The sequence below is a fragment of the bacterium genome (genome assembly GCA_029210965.1).
In the GTDB taxonomy this organism is placed as follows: Bacteria; BMS3Abin14; BMS3Abin14; order BMS3Abin14; family BMS3Abin14; genus JALHUC01.
On the sequence record JARGFZ010000018.1, the window covers coordinates 21,171 to 42,166 of the forward strand.

The following is a 20,996-nucleotide window of genomic DNA, read 5'->3' on the forward strand; positions in this document are numbered from 1 at the left end:
CTGGGTGATCAAACCAGGAGGATCTCTCCATGGTGATATTATTGTTCCGGGGGACAAGTCCGTTACCCAAAGGGCTTATATCTTTGCCGCCATGGCCAAAGGGACTTCCCAAATAATCGCGCCCCTTCGCGCAGAGGACACGGACAGCACCCTCAACGCCGTGAGAGCCCTGGGTCCAATTATAGACGACAGGGTTCAGGAGGTGTCCGTAACAGGGGGCGGAACACAATCCTTCACTGAGCCTGGTGATGTAATAAACCTTGGAAACAGCGGTACGGGTGCCCGTCTCATGGCAGGCCTTCTCGCGGCTTGTCCCTTTCTTTCTGTACTTACGGGTGACGAATCCCTGCGCCGGCGTCCCATGGCCCGGGTGACAGAACCACTTCGGCTCATGGGGGCTGTTATCGATGGACGTGCCGACGGTACCCTTCTTCCTCTTGCTATCAGGGGTGGGTTTCTGAAGGGTGTTAACTACACTAGCCCGGTCGCCAGCGCTCAAGTCAAATCAAGCGTGCTTATCGCTGCCCTGGGGGCCCATGGAAAAACCATATTTACGGAGCCGGCTTTGAGCAGGGACCACACGGAAAGAATGCTCACAGCCATGGGCGTTCATATTTCCACTCAAGGAGGGTCTCTCGTTGTGGAGGGAGGGCAGGTTCCCACAGCTGCCACCATAAAGGTCCCCGGTGATATATCTTCTGCCGCCTATTTCTTTGTCGCCGCCACCGTTATGGATGGGTCTGACATCGTTGTGCACAACGTGGGTATTAACCCGACGCGAACCGGGATACTGCAGCTGCTCGAAGCCATGGGTGCCCGGATCTCAGTCGTGCCTTATGATGGTGATGGAGAACCAATGGCTGACATACGGGTGCAGGGAAACGGTACCCTCAAGGGGGTGAGCATCCCTGAGGAATGGATCCCGGCGATCATTGACGAGCTTCCCCTGGCGGCTGTCCTGGCGGCCGCGGCCGACGGCGTGACAGAACTGCGTGGGGCCAGTGAACTGCGTGTTAAGGAATCGGACAGGATCACGACCACTGTTCAGATGCTCCAACGGGCCGGTGTTAAGGTTGAGGAGCTCAGTGACGGTTTCAGGATCCACGGTCCGGCCGCCGTAACCGGTTATGCTCACGAGAGCCACGGTGACCACCGTATTGCCATGAGTTCCACCATCTTGTCTCTTCTGGCAAAGGACGAGAGTGAGATCCTGGAAACAGGGTGTGTGGCAACCTCCTTCCCCGGTTTTGTTAAACTCATGAACGATCTTCTGCCCGGTTCGGTGAGTGTTACCTGAGTGTTATGAAACAGATCGTGGCAATAGATGGTCCATCGGGTTCCGGCAAGAGCACAGTGGCCGCCATGCTGGCAACGAAGCTTGGTTACATGCATCTGGACACAGGTGCTATGTACAGGGCGGTGGCTCTGGCAGCTGCTCTTGGCAACATCCCCTACGACGATGCGAAGGGTCTGGATGAGCTGTGTGAGCAGATCCGGATCGAGATGCGTCGGAACGAAGGCGTCGTGTCGGTATACCTTAACGGGCAGGATGTCACGGAAAAGATCAGATCACCCGAGATGAGTCTCGGGTCATCCGCCGTCTCGGCGGTTTCGGAGGTCCGGTCTCATATGGTGAGGCTGCAGCGTGAAATTGGGAGTTCGGGTGGAATTGTGGCTGAGGGTCGGGATATGGGCAGTGTGGTCTTCCCTGACACTCCGGCAAAATTCTACCTGGACGCTTCACCTGAGGAGCGCGCAAGACGAAGATGGCTGCAGCTTAAAGAGATGGGAATTGACGAGGCACCGGAAAAGGTCCGAAGAGAGATGGATGAAAGGGATCAAAATGACACATCAAGGGAGCATTCGCCTCTTAAGAAAGCTGATGACGCCATCATTGTAGACACCACAGGAATGTCTGTCGACCAGGTTATCGAAAAACTTGCAGACAAGGTGAAGGAGCTGGAGGAATCCGGTGCATGAGGTGAAGCTGGCTGTATCAGCGGGGTTCTGCTTCGGTGTTGAAAGGGCCGTCAAAATGGCAGTCCTGGCCCTCGATGAGTTAGGGGGGCCGGTATACACCCTGGGCCCTATTATCCATAACCCTCAAGAGGTACTTCGGCTTCAGAACATAGGGATAAAGATGGCTCATACCCTTGATGAAATACCGGGAGGTACGGTGGTAATCCGTTCCCACGGCGCTCCAAAGGGAGTGATCGAGGAGGCCGAAAAGAGAGGTCTCAAGGTCGTTGACGCCACCTGTCCCCTTGTGCAGCGGCTTACGGAAAGAGTCAGGGAACTGGCAGAGGATGGGTACCAGGTTGTTGTCGTGGGGGAATCTGATCACCCGGAGGTCATGGCGGTTCTCAGTTATGCCCCTGACTCATGTTTCGTTGTCAGTGGCCCGGAAAGTGTGGAATCTGCAAATTTAAATAAAAAAGTGGGTCTTGTAGCCCAGACGACACAGTCCCTGGAAAACCTGCGAGATGTGGCCTCCCTATGTATATGTTATTGCCAGGAGGTGAGGACCTACAACACGATCTGTCATGCGACACACAAGCGGGGCGCTGAGGCGCTGGAACTTGCCAGACAGGTTCAGGTCATGATCGTGGTTGGCGGGAAGAACAGCGCCAACACGACACGACTGGCGAAGGCTGTCATCCAGGGAGGCACTAAGACATACCATATCGAGAGTGCGGATGAGTTAAACAGTATTGAGGTTCCCTTGGGAGTGCCCATAGGAGTCACAGCCGGTGCCTCAACACCCGGTTGGGTCATAGAGGAAGTTATGGTGGCGTTAAAGGACATGGACTAAATACTATCTCAAATCTCATATCTCAAATCTCATATTTCATATCTCAAAAAGTCCTAAAATCTCTTTGACTCCAGTTACATAGGATGCTCCTTTCCACAGGTTGTTTATCGATCATCCCCAATATAACAGACCGAAGGCGGAATCCTGGAAGCGAATTTCAATTTCCAATCCTCAATTCATAATTTACCATTTCCCCCTAATTATGAAACAAATGTTGGAAACCCACTATTTTCAAGGCTTGCGAGCCGGGTATTGAATTGACATGGGGTATCAAATATAGGATAATCCGCAACCGTTCAGCATGAATAAAATTCGAGGAGGTCACACAGCGTATGACGATGGAAGAGATTGAAGAAACGGAAGAGAATAGTCTCAATAGCGATGGGACGCCTGTGGTGGTAGACGATGACACCATGACAGACAGCGGAGATGCCGGTGAGGAATTCGGTGAGGAACTGGATGACGATGACGATGACAGTGAGGATTTCGCCAAGATGTACGAAGCGAGTATCCGAGATCTGAGAGAGAGGGAGGTTGTCACCGGTACGGTAGTCGGAATCTCAAAGGATGGTGTTCTGGTGGACGTGGGCTACAAGTCCGAAGGCATTATTCCGAGGGTGCAGTTCCAGGATGAAAATGGAGAACTCACCATAGAAGAAGGCGATACCGTTGAGGTGTTCCTTGAGAAAAAGGAAGACTCAGAAGGTCTGATCTATCTGTCCAAAGAGAAGGCAGACAAGATGAAGGTCTGGAACGACATCGGCCAGTCCTACGAGGACAATGAGCCTATTCGGGGTAAGATCATCAGTCGGATAAAGGGTGGTCTCACAGTGGATATCGGCGTGAGGGCCTTCCTGCCCGGTTCTCAGGTTGACATCAGGCCGATCAGAAACCTTGATCGTCTCGTTGGTGAAGATTTCTTTTTCAAAATAATTAAATTTAACCCCAGACGAGGGAATGTTGTACTTTCCCGGCGTGTTCTGCTTGAGGAGGAGAGGGAAACCAAGAAGGAAGATACCCTCAAGGTACTCGAGGAAGGTTCGGTGATGGAAGGGATCGTTAAAAATATCACCGATTACGGCGCCTTTATTGATCTGGGTGGAATAGATGGTCTTTTGCATATCACAGATCTTTCCTGGGGAAGACTGCAGCATCCTTCGGAAATGTTGACAGTTGGTGACAGTATCCAGGTCAAGGTCCTGAAGTTTGACAAGGAGAAGGAACGTGTCTCCCTTGGAATGAAGCAGTTGTCCGAAGACCCATGGGAAGGTGTACCTGACAGGTACCCCCTCAACGGGAGGGTTAACGGCAAGGTTATGAGCGTCACCGATTACGGCGCCTTCATAAAGCTTGAGGATGGTGTGGAAGGACTTGTTCACATCAGCGAAATGACCTGGAACCGCAAGATCAAGCACCCTTCCAAAATTGTTGAAGTTGGGGATTCGGTGGAAGCAGAAGTTCTTAGCATCGACAGGGAAAACAGACGTATCTCCCTGGGTATGAAGCAGATCGAACCCAACCCCTGGGATATCGTTGCTGAGAACTATCCCATCGGCAGCGTTATCGAAGGAAAGGTCAGGACCCTCACCGACTTCGGCGCATTTATCGGGTTGGAGGAAGGCATTGACGGTCTTATCCATGTTAGCGATATGTCATGGACCCAGAAGATTAACCATCCCTCCGAGGTCATAAAAAAGGGTGATTCTGTCAAGGCAGTCGTCCTGAGTGTTGACAAGGGCAGGGAGCGCCTGTCACTGGGTTTGAAACAGCTGACCACAAACCCATGGGAAGAGCTTGCCGCCAAACATCCGGTCGGAACAATAGTTACCGGGAAGGTTGTCAACCATGCTGATTTCGGCACTTTTGTTGAACTGATGGAAGGTGTTGAGGGGCTCATACACGTTTCCGAAATTGATGTACGTGACGGTCAAAGCTCTGAGGATGCATACCCCTCCGGTACTGAGGTGACTGTCAAGATCCTGAACATCGATTCCGAGGAACGGAAAGTCAGTCTCAGCATGAAAGCTGCCAAGGAAGGCGGCTCTTCTCCTGCTCCTTACAAGAGCTATCTGAACAATGACAGCGGTGGCGGGACCCTGGGAGACATTCTGGGAGCATCCCTGGCAGCGGCCAAGAGCAGCGGGGAATCCCAGGAGCAGGAAACTGAGCCAGCGGTAGAGATCGAAGCTGTCCCTGAAGAAGTTGATGAATCTCCGGAGGAGGAGGTTGAGGCTTCCCTGGCGGAAGTCGAAGAAGATCTTCAGCCTGAAACGGAAGAGGATGTTGAAGCTTCCGCCCCTGAGACTGAGGAAGAAGAAACCTCTGAGGAAACCGAACCAGAGGAAGAGAAAGCCGACTAACCCGCATTTCTCACAAGGGTTCGTCGCGAGGCGGTGTAGACGGGTGTGGATACAAGGCGCGCGATCGAGGGCCCCGGAGGCGTAGTTGACACTACGTCGAGGAGTCCGACCGAGCGCAACGCAGTAGACATGCCCGTATCCGCCGCCGCAGTAGAAGGCTGGTGAGAAGTGCGGGCTATTACCGGCAACGGTAATTTTTGTTTGATTATAGCCGTGTGTATTCTCGATGAGATGCCACGGCCTTTTTTGTGATAGATTAAAGAGAAAATAGAAAGTGGATAGGGGATAAGGGATAAGGGACAAGGGCGGAAAGCCAGCCCGGAAGCTCGAAACTCAAAAGCGCAAACCTCAAACCTCAAACTTTGGTTAAGCTTATGAAACGTGGATATAAAATATTTATAATCATCACTTTGGTTCTGCTCGTGGTGGCTTTTGCCGTCGGACGATCAGACAGATATGGCCCCGGAGGTTTTGGCGGGGATACCATTGCCCTGCTGCGTGTTGAGGGTCCTATAGTCGATGTTAGATGGCATATGGACCAGGTCCGTGATCTTATGGAAGATGACAGGATCAAAGGTGTTGTGCTTCGAATAGACAGCCCTGGAGGTGCAGTCGCCCCCACCCAGGAACTTTACATGGAACTGCTTAAGTTACGAAAGATCAAACCGATCGTGACTTCAATGGGAACTGTGGCAGCTTCAGGTGGATATTATGTCAGCTGCGCCACTGACTGGATCGTTTCCAACCCTGGTACCATCACCGGAAGCATCGGTGTCATTATGGAGTTCAGCAATCTGGAGGGCTTGTTCGGGAAACTGGGCATCAGCAGCCGAACCATCAAAAGTGGAAAGTTCAAGGATACTGGCAATCCAATGCGTCAAATGACTGAAGAAGAGGAAAAACTGCTTCAGGCTATGATAATGGATACATACGAACAGTTCGTCGAAGCGGTGCTCGAGGGGCGGCCAGTGGAAGAGGACCTGGTGCGTCCTTACCTTGATGGCAGGGTCTTTACTGGCCGGCAAGCGCATGAACTGGGTCTCGTGGACCAATTGGGTAACATAAATGACGCCATTGAAAAGGTATCTGAAATGGCAGGGTTGAAGGAAGTACCTGATGAAATTTACGAACCAGAACGGGAACGCCCTGGGATTTTTTCGATCTTGTTCGGTGAATCGGCCGCCAGAGCCCTGGCCAGCCTGTCTGATTCTGTAAATGATCAAAGCAGCGACAGGTGGCTGCAGCTGTGGAGAGCGTTTTAAGAGCAGAATGCAGAATGTAGAATCCAGAACGTAGAAGAAAGACACTTTGGCTTCGCCAATATACACAGGTGGTCTGGATTGGTATTCTACGTTCTACATTCTCGATTCTACATTCTGCCTTTCCTAACCTCTTGACTTTCATAGCTATTTTAGTTAGCCTTTCTTTTATATTTCAACTTCATATTTCATTCTGGGAGGGATCATGACCAAGGCTGAACTCATTGAAGCTCTCGTAGACCGAATAGACAGACTGACCAAAAAAGAAGCGGAACTTATCGTCAACACGGTTCTCAAGAGCATTGCTGACTCCCTTTCGACTGGCGGTAAAGTGGAACTCAGAGGGTTTGGCAGCTTCAAGGTCAAGGACAGGCGGTCCAGGGAGGGCAGGAACCCAAAGACCGGTGACAAGGTTTCGGTGGATGCGAAACGTGTTCCTTATTTTAAGGCAGGCAAGGAGTTGAGGGAACGGGTTAATAATTAGCTTGAGCAAACAAATAATATTGAACGGCTGGAGATCATCCAGCCGTTTTTTTTGTGTGCTCAAGGCAATTACTAAGTAACGGGGTATCGGCGAAAGAACTTATATACGCATTTAACTTTTCCCCGATACGCCGACACTCCGACACTCCGATACCTGCTTTACAATCCCTCCTTCCCGTGTAAAATTAAATCCAAAATTAATCCTTTAGGAGGGCACATGGCTGGACATTCAAAATGGGCTAATATAAAGCACAGAAAAGGTGCGCAGGATGTGGTAAGAGGCAAGATCTTTACCAAGCTCAACCGCGAGATAATGGTTGCCGCCAAGATGGGAGGCGGTGAGGTGGAAGCCAATCCTCGGCTCAGACAGGCTATTGCCAAGGCAAGATCGGCCAACATGCCCATGCAGAACATCGAACGTGCGATCAAAAAAGGTACCGGTGATCTTGAGGGCGTCAACTACGAGGAGATCCTCTACGAGGGGTACGGCCCGGCAGGCGTTGCCATTCTTGTGGAAACCCTGACTGACAACAGGAACAGGACCGTTTCGGATGTTCGTAGCGCCTTTACGAAAAATAACGGTAACCTGGGTGAAGCAGGGTGCGTTTCCTGGATCTTCCAGATGAGCTCATATTTTGTTTTTCCCAAAGAGGGGATAGAGGGGGACCACCTTGTGGAAGTAGCTCTGGAGGCTGGTGCTGAGGACATTAACGAAGAAGGGTCCGAATACGAAGTGACCGGTCCTCCGGAAAAATTCGATGCGTTAAAGGATGCTTTTACGGATGCCGGCCTTGAGTTTCAGGTTGGGGAGGTTACCATGCTGCCCCAGAACGTCATCAAGCTTGATGACCGACAGGCAGAGCAGACCCTTAAACTGGTGGAGGCCCTGGAGGATAGCGACGATGTTCAGAAGGTCTTCGCCAACTTCGACATTCCAGACGATGTTATGGAAAACCTCTGATAGATATCATGCGCATCCTCGGTGTCGACCCGAGCCTTCGGTCAACAGGTTATGCGATCGTTGAAGGGGACCGGAAGAAGCAGAGGATTATCGAGTTCGGTCTTATTAAAACGCGCAGTTCAGAATCTCTGGAAGATTCCCTGAAGCATATAGCGGATGCCATTGAAGAAGTCGTTCGAATACACACGCCTGACAGCCTCGCCATTGAGAATATCTTCACGGCCAGAAATAGCCGTGTGGCGCTTCAGCTTGGTCACGTCAGGGGAGTTGTGATACAGGTTTGCACACGTTGTGGACTACAAATTTTCCACTATGCTGCTACACGGATAAAGGAGACTGTCGCCGGGTATGGGCGGGCGTCCAAGGAACAGGTGCAGAACATGGTGGTGCGAACCTTTGGGCTTACCGAAACTCCTCCCCACGACGCTGCTGACGCAATAGCTGCCGCCTTGACACATTTCTACTGGTACCGGCCGGAGGAGGAAAACAGGTGATCGCCCTTATCAGCGGACGTCTTGCGGTTAAGGATCCAGGTGGCACAGTGGTGGTGGACACAGGAAATGTGGGCTACCGCATCTTTGTTTCCTTAAACACCCTCATACGCCTTCCCGAGGTAGGGGAGGAACTGATCCTGCACACTGTGACGGTGGTTCGGGACGACGCCATGCACCTTTTCGGGTTCGGAGACACCCAGGAAAAAGACCTGTTTAATCTCCTTGTGCAGGTTAAAGGTATCGGTCCCAAAGTCGCCCTGTCCCTTCTCGGAGGGTTAAAACCCGTCGATTTGAAGAACGCTATCTACCGTGAGGATGCAGGATGGATCAGCACGGTGCCGGGGGTAGGCAAGAAGACTGCTGAAAGGATCGTTCTGGAACTGAAGGACAAGGTGCAGCCAGCAGGGGAAGACCCTGCAGCGGTTGATGTCGGTGTGGAGGAACAGATAATCTCCGATGTTGTGTCCGCCCTGGCCAATCTTGGCTACCCTGCGTCACAGAGCAGGAAAGCGGTACAGGATATCCTTGAAAAAGATGGCGGGCCCGAAGACTTTACGGGCATCATCCGTGAATCGCTTAAAGTGCTTTCCGGGAGGAAAGCATGAAAACCCGCACGTGTCGGCGTGTCGGCGTGTCGACGTGTCGGGGAAAAACCGCTGTTATGAACGTCTTTTTCACCGATACCCCGTTACCCCGATACCCCGATACCCGGGAAAACGAGGTCCGCAGAGAGGACCAGAACTTCTTATGACCGACGATCGCATCGTAAATCCGGAACAGACCAACGACGAAGCTGCTTTCGAGGCCAATATCAGGCCCAGGAGGCTGACTGAATACGTGGGACAGTCTCGGGTCAAGGATAACCTCAGTGTCTTCATCAGGGCTGCCCAGGACAGGGGGGAAGCCCTGGATCACGTTCTCCTCTTCGGCCCTCCAGGCCTCGGCAAAACAACCCTGGCTAACATCCTGGCCAACGAACTGGGGGTAGACATCCGTTCCACCTCGGGGCCGGCAATGGAACGGTCCGGGGATCTGGCGGCCATCCTCACCAACCTGGACGAAAAGGGTGTACTCTTTATCGATGAGATCCACCGAATGAACAGGGTCGTGGAGGAAGTCCTTTATCCGGCTATGGAGGATTTTTCCCTGGATCTTATCATCGGTAAAGGTCCGGGAGCCCGCACTGTCAAACTGGATTTGCCGAAATTTACCTTGATCGGCGCAACGACTCGTATGGGGCTTCTCTCCTCTCCCTTCCGGGACCGCTTCGGAGTTGTCTGCCGGCTTGAATTCTACTCAGTAGATGAGTTGAAACAGATCATCACCCGTGCGGCCAGGATCCTTGATGTAGAGCTTTCCGGGGATGCCGCAGACGAAATAGCCATGCGCTCAAGAGGAACACCCAGGGTGGCCAACAGGCTGCTCAGAAGAGCCAGGGATTTCGCCCAGGTCCAGGCCGAAGGTGTCATCACCCTGGAAGTTGCTCGTCATACCCTGGAGAGGCTACAGATCGACGAGGTGGGGTTGGATGCCCTGGACAGGGCAGTGCTCCTCACCATTATAGACAAGTTCTCCGGAGGGCCTGTGGGTATCGATACCATCGCTGCCTCCATAGGAGAAGAACGGGACACCATCGAGGACATCTGCGAGCCGTATCTGCTGCAGGAGGGATATATACAGCGCACGCCGCGGGGTCGAACCGCTACAGAGGCAGCATATCGGCACCTCGGGCGAAAAATGGGACAGGGCGGCCCGCAGAAAGATTTGTTCGAGTAGGTTCGGCTGCAGGCGTGCGCTGGCTTGCCAGACCGTAGCTTCAGCCAAAGCTGGTGAACCCTGTGTTGGATTAAACGCCGCCTCCTTCTCTAAAAGCAATTGTCAAAAGTCAAATAGCAGTTATGATATCCGGGTAGTGAGTATGGTTGAACATAGAATGATTATGTGAAAGGCAAAGAGATGAAACCTGAACCCTCTGCTCCGGAAATAATGGAAAAATCAAAAATTACCCTGCTTAGCGTTCTCAAGAAGTTCGAGACGCTCATCATCTCCATCCTCATGATGCTGATGATCACCATCCTCCTTTTTCCACCATCGACCTGGGCTATATCATCGGCAAGGATATCATTTCACCGCCCATGTTCATAATCAGCATGTCCCGTCTTCAGGAGATGTTCGGTCTTATAATGCTGATCCTCATCGGCATCGAGATCCTCGAGGCCATCAAGGCCTACCTGGTCCACCAGGAGATCCACGTGGAGGTTGTGCTCATGGTGGCTGTCATCGCCATCGCACACAAGGTGATCATAATTGATTTCAAGGGGCTGCCCAACTACACGCTCGTGGGCATCGGGATCATTATCGTGTCCCTGTCCATTTCCTACTATCTGATCAAGAAGGTACGGCTGGAAAAAAAGAAGGCGTACCAGGACATCACCATGGGGGATAACTAGCCCGCATTATTCATGATGGTGATGAGATGTGAGCTAACTGTGTGGCAAATATGGATAAATGGGAATGGCACGATAAACATCATGAATTATGCGTACCAGGAAACACGGGACACATCAACGCCAACTCCTGATATTTTTTCCAAAGGAAAAGGCGGAACCAGGTCCCGCCTTTTTTCTTTGCAGGTGAAAATCTCCGAAAAGCAATATCAGTGGCGCTTGCTATAGCTCAGACGTGCAGTTCGGGCAGCGCGTTGCCTGCAGGGCGATGGTGGTAAAGCAGTAGGAGCACTCTTTTGTGGTCGGATCCGCCGCGGGAGCCTCCTCCTGGCGCTTCATCTTGTTGAGGGATTTTATGACCATGAACACCGCCACGGCGACGATGAGAAAGCTTATGACTGTATTGACAAAAAGTCCGTAATTCAGGGTCACCGCTCCGGCGGCCCGGGCATTTGCGATGGAAGAAAAGGGCCCTGCCTGGGAACCAGCCTTCAGGACGATGAAGAAATTGGAAAAATCCACGTTTCCCAGCAATAGTCCGATGGGCGGCATGAGGATGTCGCTCACAAAGGACTTGACGATAGTCCCGAACGCGGCGCCGATGACGATACCCACAGCCATGTCGAAGCTTTAAAGAGAGGGTGGGCGCACCCTCTCTTTAAAGCGGCTTTTGACCTTATTGGGCGTTCTACGTTCCTCGTTTAACATTCTGCCGTTACAGTCCCAGACGCTAAATTTTCCCTTCCCATTTCCATTTTCTGATCTCCGGAAGGTCCTGACCCTCCCTGTGGATATATTCCCGGTGCTTAACACGCTTGCTGTGGACAAATTTCTTGATATAGGCGGCCTTCGGGGACAGCTTATCGACCCGGTCAGCCACATCGGCCATAAGGTGAAACCGGTCGATGTCGTTTAAAACCGCCATGTCAAAAGGCGTTGTGGTCGTTCCCTCCTCCTTGTATCCCCGTACGTGAAGGTTCCGGTGGTTGGTCCTTCTGTAAGTCAGCCGGTGTATGAGCCATGGGTAGCCGTGGTAGACGAAAATGATGGGCCGGTCGGTGGTAAATATCGTATCGAAATCCCTGTCCGAAAGCCCGTGGGGGTGCTCTTCCTCCGGCTGCAGGGTCATGAGGTCAACCACGTTGACCACCCTGACTTTGAGATCCGGCGCGTGCTCCCTGAGCAGCTGAACTGCTGCCAGGGTCTCCACGGAAGGAACGTCTCCGCAGCAGGCCATGACCACGTCCGGCTGGGCACCACGATCACTGCTGGCCCATTCCCATATTCCGAGGCCCGCGCTGCAGTGCTCGATGGCTGTTTCCATATCCATCAACTGAAGGTGCTCCTGTTTCCCTGCCACGATGACGTTGACGAAATCACGGCTGCGCAGGCACTTGTCCGCCACATACAGGAGGGAGTTGGCGTCCGGCGGGAAGTAAACCCTTATAACGTCCGCCTTTTTATTTATGACATGGTCGATGAAGCCTGGATCCTGGTGGCTGAACCCGTTGTGGTCCTGCCTCCAGACATGGGAGGTGAGGAGATAGTTCAGGGAAGCTATCGGCCGTCTCCAGGGGATCTCGCGGCTGGCTGATTTCAGCCACTTGGCGTGCTGGTTGAACATGGAGTCGACAATGTGAATAAAGGCTTCGTAGCAGGAGAAGAACCCATGCCTGCCAGTGAGGAGGTACCCCTCGAGCCACCCCTGGCAGGTGTGCTCACTGAGGATCTCCATGACACGCCCGTCGGGGGAAAGATGCTCGTCAACGGGGAGGATCTCCTCCATCCAGGTCTTGCCGGTCACCTCGTAGAGTGCGTCCAGGCGGTTGGAGGCGGTCTCGTCGGGGCCGAAGACCCTGAAATTGCGTTGGCCGGAGTTGTACTTCATCACATCCCGGAGGTATTGTCCGAGGATTTTTGTCGCCTGCGCCGTACTTTGCCCGGGAAGGGGCACCTCCACAGCGTATTTACGATAATCAGGCAGCCGCAGGTCCCTGAGCAGCTGACCTCCGTTGGCGTGAGGGTTGGAGCCCATCCGTCGCGGCCCCGTGGGGACCCAGGCTGTGATGCTTTCGAAAGGCGCGCCGTCTCCGTCAAAAAGCTCCTCGGGGCGGTAGCTCCTCATCCACTTTTCAAGGAGCGCGACATGCTCCGGGTCGCTGCCCAGGCCGGAGAGGGGTACCTGGTGGGACCTCCATGTTCCCTCGACCTTCAGACCGTCAACCTCGGCGGGACCGGTCCAACCCTTGGGTGTTCTGAGGACGATCATGGGCCAGCGTGGCCTTCCGGCCAATGCACCTGTCCTGGCTCGATCCTGGATCTCGCGGATCTCATCGAAAACACTGTCCAGAGTTACGGCCATGAGTTGGTGCATCGTTTCCGGTTCGTCACCTTCCACAAACCGCGGTTGGTAACCATAACCTTTCATGAGGTTTTCGAGTTCCGCCTTTTCCATGCGCGCGAGGATAGCCGGGTTGGCAATCTTGTACCCGTTGAGGTGAAGGATGGGGAGAACCGCGCCATCGCCGGCCGGGTTCAGGAACTTGTTGGAGTGCCAGGAAGCCGCCAGTGGCCCCGTTTCCGCTTCTCCGTCCCCCACGACACAGGCGGCTATGAGGCCGGGATTGTCGAAAACCGCGCCGAAGGCGTGGGAAAGGGAGTAGCCCAGTTCCCCCCCCTCATGTATGGAACCAGGCACCTCCGGGGCGACGTGGCTCGGGATTCCGCCGGGGAAAGAAAACTGGGTGAACAGCTTATTCATCCCCTCCTCGTCCATGGAAACGGCGGGGTAGGTCTCGGTCCAGGTCCCCTCCAGCCATGTGTTCGCAACCAGGGCGGGTCCGCCGTGTCCCGGGCCTGTTATGAAGATAATGCTCAGATCACGTTCCCTGATGGCCCTGTTGAGATGGGCGTAGATGAAATTGAGCCCCGGCGTCGTGCCCCAGTGTCCCAGGAGGCGTGGTTTGATGTGATCGTAAGAAAGGGGTTTCTTCAGGAGGGCATTGTCGTAAAGGTAAATTTGTCCAACTGAGAGATAATTGGCAGCCCTCCAGTAGGCGTCCAGCTGGGCCAGCTTCTCCTCGGTGAGAGGCTGCGGTGACGGCGTCATGATAAATGCCTCCTTCAGGACATGTTTCCCGGAAATGGGTTACTGTTTAAAGTTTAGGCTATAAAGGTGCGGCGTCAAGGATAAGAAAAATTCTATGTAAGAAAGTTCTATCTCGGAGTATCAACGTGCCAGAGTGCCGGAGGTGGAAAAGTGCCCACGGTCCGGTCATCTTTCTATGGTGTAAAGGAGATCGGTACCCGTCTCTTCCCCTGATTCCCCCTGGAGAAGCAGATGGTCGTTGATCTTATACTCGAACTGGAACACGCTGAAACTCTGGAATATACCGACACCGTAGCGGACATAAACGCTAGGTGTGAGGTACTTGCCCACAACCAGGGAGGACTGTTCCACGTCCGCTTCGGTTTGTACCGTAACCTCCTCGAAACCGAAGCTGTTGCCGATGCGCTTGGCCAGGGACTCACCCTGATTCAACCCCATGGAAAGGGCCGCTGTAGCCAGTGCATTTCCCTCTTCCCCTGATGTACGACTCAATGGCTTTCCATTAACCAGGTAGGAAAGGGCCTCGGCCTGGTCCATTGGGGGATCCGAAAAAAGGGAAATAACCGGTTCCATGAGGGTACCACCCACATTTATGCCCGCCAGGATATCGTCTATACGTCTCACAGCCCTGACGTCCAGTCCGGGGTTCTCCAGGGGGCCGCCAGAGAAGGTCAGTTTGCCCCGTTCGATGGTGAGCCTCCGTCCGAAGGCACGGTACAGTCCGTCAGTAATTCTCAACTCTCCTGTGGCTGATGTCACCGTCCCGGGTTCGTCGATTATGCGGACGGAACCACTCACACGCCCGGTAAGTCCGAATCCGTCAACTGTGACCTTGTCCCCAAGGTTCAAACGCACATCACCACGGACTTTCAGGGGCGGTTTGGGCGTGGTGTCAGAACCGGGAGCGATGACAACGACGTCCGGAGAAGGTCTCTGTGTTACGGAGATTTCCACTGGATTAAAGGACGCCTCTGGCACGTTGACTGATCCTTTCAGAGTGAAGAGATTATCTTCGGCTGTGAGGATAAGGTCCGGAGATATCACCAGACTGATAACAGGGGTTCTGGCAGCCGTAACCTCTTCTCCCTTGAACCGCAACTCCATGGCCCTCGACTTTGTTAAAGGGTTTCTGACGCTTCCCTGAATATGAAGGCGTCCACGACCTGAACCTGCCGTAGCATCCAGTGTGAAACCTTCAGGTTTGCCTGCCGTCAGCCGACCTTCAACTGGTTTCAGGGAAAGTCCCAAAAGAGGTACACCGGCAGAACCATCCTGCAGGTTAACGAAGCCTTCGGTTACGGGGGTACCCAAAGTACCCTTGATGTCCAGTGTGGCCGTTAGAAGACCGGCAGGTCCATCCACGTCAGGAGCAAGGGCCTGGATAAAACCCATTTCAGCTAATTGAGCTACGAATCGCCCCTGGACGGGTTGATCCTGATAGGAGGAGCCTTCCGGGCGAGGAAACAATATACCGGGAAGAGAGAGGGTCCCAAGGACATGGTCCTGGCTGCCTTCAGGGCCCAGTTGGGCCTGAAATGATCCTTGCAAGCCAGTGCTGTCGAAAGTTGTGGACAAATCTGTTTCTCTTAAATTGAAGGAAACCCACTTTCCCGATCCATTCTGATAAAGGATGGATCCGGCTAAAGTGGACAGCCTGGCGGACCCCCACCAGCGACCTTCCGACCTCCCCCCTTTGATGATACCGTCCGAAAAACCCTCTATCTTTAGAGCGGAGACGGTGCCGGCCGTCAAAAGGGAGAGGGGCAACCGGTGGATCTGGAGGGATCCTTTACCCTCACCTTCTTTCCAGAGTGCTTCAGCGCAAAGGCGGCTTCCGTCCGAGATCACACAAAATGGGTGGATATTCCCTTCGGTTGTGGAGATCACCAGTTCAGCTTTATTTTCCAGCGACCAGCGGCCCCTCAGTGGGTGGTCCAGGTACGTTGACACAAGCACGCCATTCCAGGTGTCTCCAACCATCGCCCCTTCAACGAGCACTGACGCTTTTCCTCCCGGGTAATCCAACGAAACTGTCAAGTCGTGCTCTCCCGCTGTCCCGGTAGCCGACAGGGCGGCCTGATCTAGCCATGATCCGCCAAACAAGATCCCCGTTGCGCGTCCGGTGATGCTTCCTGGAATGCGCTGGATGTCAGATATCTGAGTATCAAAAGAGACCGTTTCGGCAGACCAGTTTCCACCGCCGAGGGTGGTACCGATAAGGGATGCCATGATGCTTGGATGTGAGGGTGTACCGCCAAGGGCCCCGGTGCTTCGGAGGGAGCCCCTCAGGATGGACATGAAATGGGAAAGGTTCGGAACGTCCAGTGTCCATGTGCCGTTAAGGGCATCTCCTGTCTCAAGGGTGGCCTTCAGGGTGGATGTTCCCACCTGCAAATTCGGAACCCTGACTTTCGTTTCGCCGGAATCCAGGAGGATCCTGGCCGAACCCAGAACCTCCTGTCCGAGAAAAGTACCGCTGAGTTTCACAATATTCAGATCGCTTTGGAGCTTATCCCCCGCAAGGAAACCGTCCAGGGTGATCCCCGTGGTGAGACTTCCGTGAAATTGCTGGAGAACCTTGCCTGGATCCAGTTGATCACCCCGTATAGCAGCATGCCAGCTCATCTTCTCGCCCCACTGGAATTTTCCGTCAGCCTCCAGGGGCCCTTCGAGGAGATTCGTCAGCAAGGAACCTTCCCATGTGTTGGGGGTGATGCTCCCGTTTATGTCCACGGAGATAGGGGATCCATCGGGATTTTGCGTGATCATGTGAAGTTCGTGGTCCGTTCTGTTCCCGCTGCCTGTAATTTTGATCTCATCGGTGGTGAAGCTTCCCGTGGCCACCGGTGCCACGTGAATCATCAGGTTAAAGGGGTACAATTCGTCAATCCTGATGCTGGCTGTAGCTGTAACATCGCTGGTGCCGATCTTCCCAAAAAACAGGTCTTCCCCATCCAGGGAGATCTCCAGATCGGGGATTCCCCTGGGACCTGATATCTTTCCCCTGCTTATGACCTTTCCCCTGGATCCTTCCACAAAAGAGGCGAAGTCACCAATCTCAAGATCCCAAGAGGCGTTCCATGATTTCTCAAGGACTCCCGATGCTCCAAGGTGGGCGGACCCCCAGGTTAGATCAACTCCACGGAGTTCGATGCTCTCTCCCCGGATCCCGAGGCCCGCCTCCCCCTCGAAGGGCATGGAACGATAGTGCCCCTGAAGGTTGGATAAAAACACATCCGTTTTCAGGAGACCCTCGTCGTAGGAGCCGGAAAAAACAGCTTCCAGCTCGAGGTCGTCAGGCGAACCGTTCCACAGCAGGGCCGTATTCAACTCAGTGGCGTTCAGGGAGCCGTTCCAGACCAGGGTGTCCTTCCAGGCCAACCTTCCTGTCATGGATAGAATTCCATCGAGCCCTTTCACCACCCCCGTCCCTTCCCATGTCCCGTCATCTATACCACCATCAATGAGCGCTTCAATCGAAAGGTCACTACTCTGGACGCTTGTGCGGATGGAGTGGGAAAGGAAGTTTCCTTTGCCTGTCAACCCCACCCGGTCCATGTGGAAACCTTCAACCTTCAAACCCGTTAAGGAAAGGTCCAGTTCTGTTTCCGTACCCTGATTCAGGGTCGTAAGTACAGTTCCCGTCAATGACTGAAGGGTAACGCCATTGGAAAAAAGATCCCAACCGGTCAATTGGGCATACAGGCTGGGTGAAGCCGCTTCCCCCGATACGGTTCCTGAGATCTCCAGGCTCCCGCCGGCTGAAGGCATGACAGCCCCGATATCAGCTGCCTCCAAAAGCCAATTTACATCCCATTTGTCCTTGAGGCTTCCCCTGGCGTGAACTGACACAGCCTCCAGGGATATTTGAGCCTCGTGGATCGTGATTTCCCGCCCCTTTCCCGAGGCCCGGATCAGGAACGGTCCCGGCGGGAGCACTTTTGCTCCAAGGGTCCCACTCACTTGGGCGCTGTAGGTATCGCCTTGAAGATTGAAATCGATCCTGCCCGAAGGCGAGGCAAAAATCGGTTCCGCTTCCTTGAGAGGCCACCTTATATCATTCCAGACGGTCTCCAGAACAAGTACCGGTCCAGATCCCATAATTTCATAGCGTCCGCTGGTTTCGAGACTGGCAGTGTTACCTGTAGCCATAACATCGAATTTTTTGAGCTCCCATCGGTCGGCATCACGCTGTCCATTGATCTTTGCCTGAAGGGTTTCGTTGCCCAATCCGGGAAGACCGGACACGGAAAGATCCCCCCTGAAGTCGAAAGTCGCGAAAGTTCCACCACCTGTAAGATTGCCCTTTACCGAGCCTTTGATCCGGTCCAGAAAGGTGCCCCCTGGATGGAGATCGTTGACCAGGACCGACGCGTTCCAGCTGTTTACACCCCCGGCACTGCTGAGAGTTCCTCTGATGGAACCTTCAAGCAAACCGGTCACATCCTGATTTATCCGGAGTTCAGAAAGTGTTCCCTCAAGATTACCACTGCCCTGAACCCGAGGCAGTCCCGGAGGGTCGAATGACCACCGGACATCGGCATTCAAGGCATGGTCGCCCTCCATCTTCATGTCAGCAATGACAGTTATTTCGCCCAACGGGTCCCGGATCCCGAAATGCCGGATAATCAAATTTTTCCGGTCGATCCTCCCGGAAAATTCGATAGTGTCGATGCTCACAGGGGCTTTGGAGTCAGGCATCGTCAAAGCCAGGTCCCTGACTGACAGCTGACCTATTTCGATGCCCAGGGGGAGTGGATATCCGAATGAAGAAAAGGAGTCGGAAGTAGCTTCGGCGGTATTCTGGTTCGCCTCAACCCTGATGATCACCTTGTCTACAGATGCTGTCCCAAAAGTCAGGGATATCCTGAAGAGGCCGGCGGGAACAAGTTGAAAACCTACCAGATCTGCAGAAAAGTACAGGGTCTGAGTGCGGACCTCTACTCCCTGAAGCAATACCTTTCCGCCCAGCCGCCCCTGAATCTTCCCTACGGCAAAAACCCCATGAGACATACGGGTACCTGTGCCGACGATCCAGTTAAGGCCGGATTCTGTAAAGAACAACCATACCCCAAGGCTGAATGAAACAGCGGCGAGAAGGACGGCCAGGATACCGAGGCGCCGCCAGTTCACAGGTCGGGTCCGATGTTCAGGTGTATCCGCCAAGGTTTATCCTCACGACTCAAGGCCCAGGCCAGGTCCAGCCGGACCAATCCGATCAGTGACTTCCACCTCACTCCAACACCTGCCCCACTCTCCAGGGAATCCTTCATGCTTTCGAGGGAGTTTCCGGTGTCACTGAAAACAGCTGCGCTCCAGGAACGGGAAAGGCTGTGTTCGTATTCGGCGCTCCCAACTACCAGGTAGCGCCCTCCCACTGCCTCTCCTGCCGCATCCAGGGGGCTCAGTGATTTATAAGCAAAACCCCGGACGCTCTGATCTCCTCCGGCGAAGTACCTGAGGGAAGCGGGAAGAACATCAAAATCCTCGATCCAGGTGGTGGCTCTCTCTCCTCTCAGGATCACCCGGCCCCAATGGCCGACGGGTGTGATCAGCTTGGCTTTCGCCCTGGCCTGGAGGAAGGAAAATTGGGAAAAGAAGCCCTCCTGAGAACCCTGAAGTTCGAGGTCCAGCCTGAAACCCCACCTTGTGTTGACCCGATCATCGGCCCGGACATAACTGAAACCCAAACCGGGGTACAGCAGAGCGGTTTGCCCCTCCTCGGTGGCAATGTCATAATCTTCCCACAGGTAGCTAAGATTTTCCGAAAAAGATGAGGAGCCCCGCAAACGCACATGCTTCAGCCTCAGGAGTGCTTTCCTGGAGTCGATATCGTCTACACGTTCTCGCTCGAAGGCCAGGGAATAGTCTAGGTGGTCCGTTCGCGCACGTTTCAGAGGTACGGTATAGAGCCCGGACAGACCGGTTTTCACCGTGGAGAGCAACAGGTCCGTCCGGAAACGGTGCACTTTCCGGTTTACCCTGTGGTGCTCCCACCCCGTCCGAAACCTCGGCCCTGTGTCGGTACCGTAGCCGACCCCCGCAGTAAACTTTCTCGCCGGGCCGGGCTCCAGGGTGACCCTGACCGGAACGAAAAGGCCATCAGCCTCTTCCCTTGGGGCTGAAACCTCGACAAGGCTGAACTGATTGGAATCATAAATAGCTTTCTGAAGCTCCAGTAAGGCATTCTGTTCGTAAGGGTCCCCCTCGCTGATGTTAACAAAATCGTCCAGATAGGCCGGTGAAAGAAGATCCTGAACAAGAGTCACCCTTCCGAAACTGAAGCGGGGTCCGGTTTCAAGGTGCAGTACTATTTCGGCCGATGCATTTTCCCTTTTAACATAGACGCGATTTTCCATGTACCGGGCGTCGAGGTATCCCAATTGGACCGCAGTGATGATGAGGGCTTTTTTCCCCTGCTCATAACTGTGGTGAACGAGGATAGCTCCCTTCGTCAAAGGGAAATTTTTCAGTTGTAATAGCAGCTGGGGAGATTCGGAACCTTCCCCGTCTATTCGGATATCCAGGTGCGACACCGTGACGGGATTTCCTTTATCGACGGCGTACAGAGCATTGTACTTGTCTCCTTCCACTTTGAGTTGCGGGTCCACCGTTGCACCATAGAAACCGAAGGGTTCGAGGGCTTTCTTGATCTCTTCGGGTACCTGACCGTGGAGGCGCCGGACCAGGGAATCGTTGAGATAAGGGTGATCTTTCTGTTTTTCCAGAGTCAGGACTGAGAGAACGGACTTCAGCATATCCCCATCCAACCCCTCTACATTGATCGTCACCGAAACCGCTTCGGCGGTCCCGGGAAGAACGAAAAGCAGGAAAAATAAGAGGAGGCATGACAGGAACGGATTTCGGCCGGGTGCGTCGGACGAAAAAATGGTGTACGTGGGCCGGTTGCCGACGTGAATTTGGGGCCCGGCACGCTGATCAGTTTTTTCCCACATGGCTCACAGTATTAATAATCCGCCAGAATCTACGACATGATTTTTTGGCCGTGGGGAAAATTATTTTTTGTAAGATATCGTTCATGAAACGGACTTCTCGATCCACACATCATAT

16 protein-coding genes are annotated in these 20,996 nt (G+C 53.6%); 12 read left to right on the top strand and 4 right to left on the bottom strand.

Annotated features, from left to right (window positions below; all coding sequences use genetic code 11):
* The first annotated feature begins 4 nt into the window (after window positions 1–4).
* The 12 genes from aroA (at window position 5) to P1S59_08580 (ending at window position 10,819) form a co-directional block, all read left to right on the top strand.
* A complete protein-coding gene (gene aroA / locus P1S59_08525) occupies window positions 5–1,297 on the top strand; it encodes a 3-phosphoshikimate 1-carboxyvinyltransferase (GenBank protein ID MDF1526296.1) in 1,293 nt (430 codons plus the stop codon).
* A gap of 5 nt (window positions 1,298–1,302) precedes the next feature.
* Window positions 1,303–1,980 (top strand): (d)CMP kinase, encoded by a 678-nt coding sequence (gene cmk, locus P1S59_08530; GenBank protein ID MDF1526297.1) that lies wholly within the window; start codon window positions 1,303–1,305, stop codon window positions 1,978–1,980.
* On the top strand, window positions 1,973–2,812 hold the full coding sequence (gene ispH, locus P1S59_08535; GenBank protein MDF1526298.1) for a 4-hydroxy-3-methylbut-2-enyl diphosphate reductase: 840 nt from the start codon (window positions 1,973–1,975) through the stop codon (window positions 2,810–2,812). Before cmk ends, ispH begins: the two co-directional genes overlap by 8 nt.
* 332 nt (window positions 2,813–3,144) lie before the next feature.
* Complete coding sequence (locus P1S59_08540; protein ID MDF1526299.1) at window positions 3,145–5,172, top strand: 30S ribosomal protein S1; 2,028 nt, start codon at window positions 3,145–3,147, stop codon at window positions 5,170–5,172.
* Between the two features lie 374 nt (window positions 5,173–5,546).
* Window positions 5,547–6,434: a signal peptide peptidase SppA gene (gene sppA, locus P1S59_08545; protein ID MDF1526300.1), complete on the top strand. Its 888-nt coding sequence runs from the start codon at window positions 5,547–5,549 to the stop codon at window positions 6,432–6,434.
* 202 nt (window positions 6,435–6,636) lie between these two features.
* Window positions 6,637–6,915, top strand: a complete 279-nt coding sequence (locus P1S59_08550) for an integration host factor subunit beta (GenBank protein ID MDF1526301.1) — start codon at window positions 6,637–6,639, stop codon at window positions 6,913–6,915.
* A 216-nt stretch (window positions 6,916–7,131) separates the two neighbouring features.
* A complete protein-coding gene (locus P1S59_08555) occupies window positions 7,132–7,875 on the top strand; it encodes a YebC/PmpR family DNA-binding transcriptional regulator (GenBank protein ID MDF1526302.1) in 744 nt (247 codons plus the stop codon).
* 8 nt (window positions 7,876–7,883) lie between these two features.
* On the top strand, window positions 7,884–8,369 hold the full coding sequence (ruvC, locus tag P1S59_08560) for a crossover junction endodeoxyribonuclease RuvC (GenBank protein MDF1526303.1): 486 nt from the start codon (window positions 7,884–7,886) through the stop codon (window positions 8,367–8,369).
* The gene (gene ruvA / locus P1S59_08565) at window positions 8,366–8,974 is read left to right on the top strand and encodes a Holliday junction branch migration protein RuvA (protein ID MDF1526304.1); all 609 of its coding nucleotides are present in this window, start codon (window positions 8,366–8,368) and stop codon (window positions 8,972–8,974) included. Before ruvC ends, ruvA begins: the two co-directional genes overlap by 4 nt.
* A gap of 142 nt (window positions 8,975–9,116) precedes the next feature.
* Window positions 9,117–10,145: a Holliday junction branch migration DNA helicase RuvB gene (gene ruvB, locus P1S59_08570; protein MDF1526305.1), complete on the top strand. Its 1,029-nt coding sequence runs from the start codon at window positions 9,117–9,119 to the stop codon at window positions 10,143–10,145.
* A gap of 210 nt (window positions 10,146–10,355) precedes the next feature.
* Window positions 10,356–10,514, top strand: a complete 159-nt coding sequence (locus P1S59_08575) for a hypothetical protein (GenBank protein ID MDF1526306.1) — start codon at window positions 10,356–10,358, stop codon at window positions 10,512–10,514.
* Window positions 10,505–10,819, top strand: a complete 315-nt coding sequence (locus P1S59_08580; protein ID MDF1526307.1) for a phosphate-starvation-inducible PsiE family protein — start codon at window positions 10,505–10,507, stop codon at window positions 10,817–10,819. The genes P1S59_08575 and P1S59_08580 overlap by 10 nt, the downstream gene beginning before the upstream one ends.
* Window positions 10,820–11,038: 219 nt before the next feature.
* Here the strand turns inward: P1S59_08580 and mscL are convergent, their stop codons facing one another.
* The 4 genes from mscL to P1S59_08600 all read right to left on the bottom strand — a co-directional run bounded on the left by mscL (window position 11,039) and on the right by P1S59_08600 (window position 20,881).
* Window positions 11,039–11,437, bottom strand: a complete 399-nt coding sequence (gene mscL, locus P1S59_08585; GenBank protein MDF1526308.1) for a large conductance mechanosensitive channel protein MscL — start codon at window positions 11,435–11,437, stop codon at window positions 11,039–11,041.
* A 109-nt stretch (window positions 11,438–11,546) separates the two neighbouring features.
* A complete protein-coding gene (locus P1S59_08590) occupies window positions 11,547–13,925 on the bottom strand; it encodes a phosphoketolase family protein (GenBank protein ID MDF1526309.1) in 2,379 nt (792 codons plus the stop codon).
* Between the two features lie 165 nt (window positions 13,926–14,090).
* Window positions 14,091–19,091 (bottom strand): translocation/assembly module TamB domain-containing protein, encoded by a 5,001-nt coding sequence (locus P1S59_08595; protein ID MDF1526310.1) that lies wholly within the window; start codon window positions 19,089–19,091, stop codon window positions 14,091–14,093.
* Entirely contained in the window at window positions 19,055–20,881 is a 1,827-nt protein-coding gene (locus tag P1S59_08600; GenBank protein MDF1526311.1) for an autotransporter assembly complex protein TamA, read from the bottom strand. Before P1S59_08600 ends, P1S59_08595 begins: the two co-directional genes overlap by 37 nt.
* Window positions 20,882–20,996 lie beyond the last annotated feature (115 nt).

Coding starts and splice junctions, on each gene's coding strand:
- P1S59_08575 (MDF1526306.1), top strand. CDS start 10,356: ATGGAAAAATCAAAAATTACCCTGCTTAGCGTTCTCAAGAAGTTCGAG.
- P1S59_08580 (MDF1526307.1), top strand. CDS start 10,505: ATGTTCATAATCAGCATGTCCCGTCTTCAGGAGATGTTCGGTCTTATA.
- cmk (MDF1526297.1), top strand. CDS start 1,303: ATGAAACAGATCGTGGCAATAGATGGTCCATCGGGTTCCGGCAAGAGC.
- P1S59_08600 (MDF1526311.1), bottom strand. CDS start 20,881: ATGTGGGAAAAAACTGATCAGCGTGCCGGGCCCCAAATTCACGTCGGC.
- sppA (MDF1526300.1), top strand. CDS start 5,547: ATGAAACGTGGATATAAAATATTTATAATCATCACTTTGGTTCTGCTC.
- P1S59_08590 (MDF1526309.1), bottom strand. CDS start 13,925: ATGACGCCGTCACCGCAGCCTCTCACCGAGGAGAAGCTGGCCCAGCTG.
- ruvB (MDF1526305.1), top strand. CDS start 9,117: ATGACCGACGATCGCATCGTAAATCCGGAACAGACCAACGACGAAGCT.
- mscL (MDF1526308.1), bottom strand. CDS start 11,437: ATGGCTGTGGGTATCGTCATCGGCGCCGCGTTCGGGACTATCGTCAAG.
- P1S59_08540 (MDF1526299.1), top strand. CDS start 3,145: ATGACGATGGAAGAGATTGAAGAAACGGAAGAGAATAGTCTCAATAGC.
- P1S59_08555 (MDF1526302.1), top strand. CDS start 7,132: ATGGCTGGACATTCAAAATGGGCTAATATAAAGCACAGAAAAGGTGCG.
- ruvC (MDF1526303.1), top strand. CDS start 7,884: ATGCGCATCCTCGGTGTCGACCCGAGCCTTCGGTCAACAGGTTATGCG.
- P1S59_08550 (MDF1526301.1), top strand. CDS start 6,637: ATGACCAAGGCTGAACTCATTGAAGCTCTCGTAGACCGAATAGACAGA.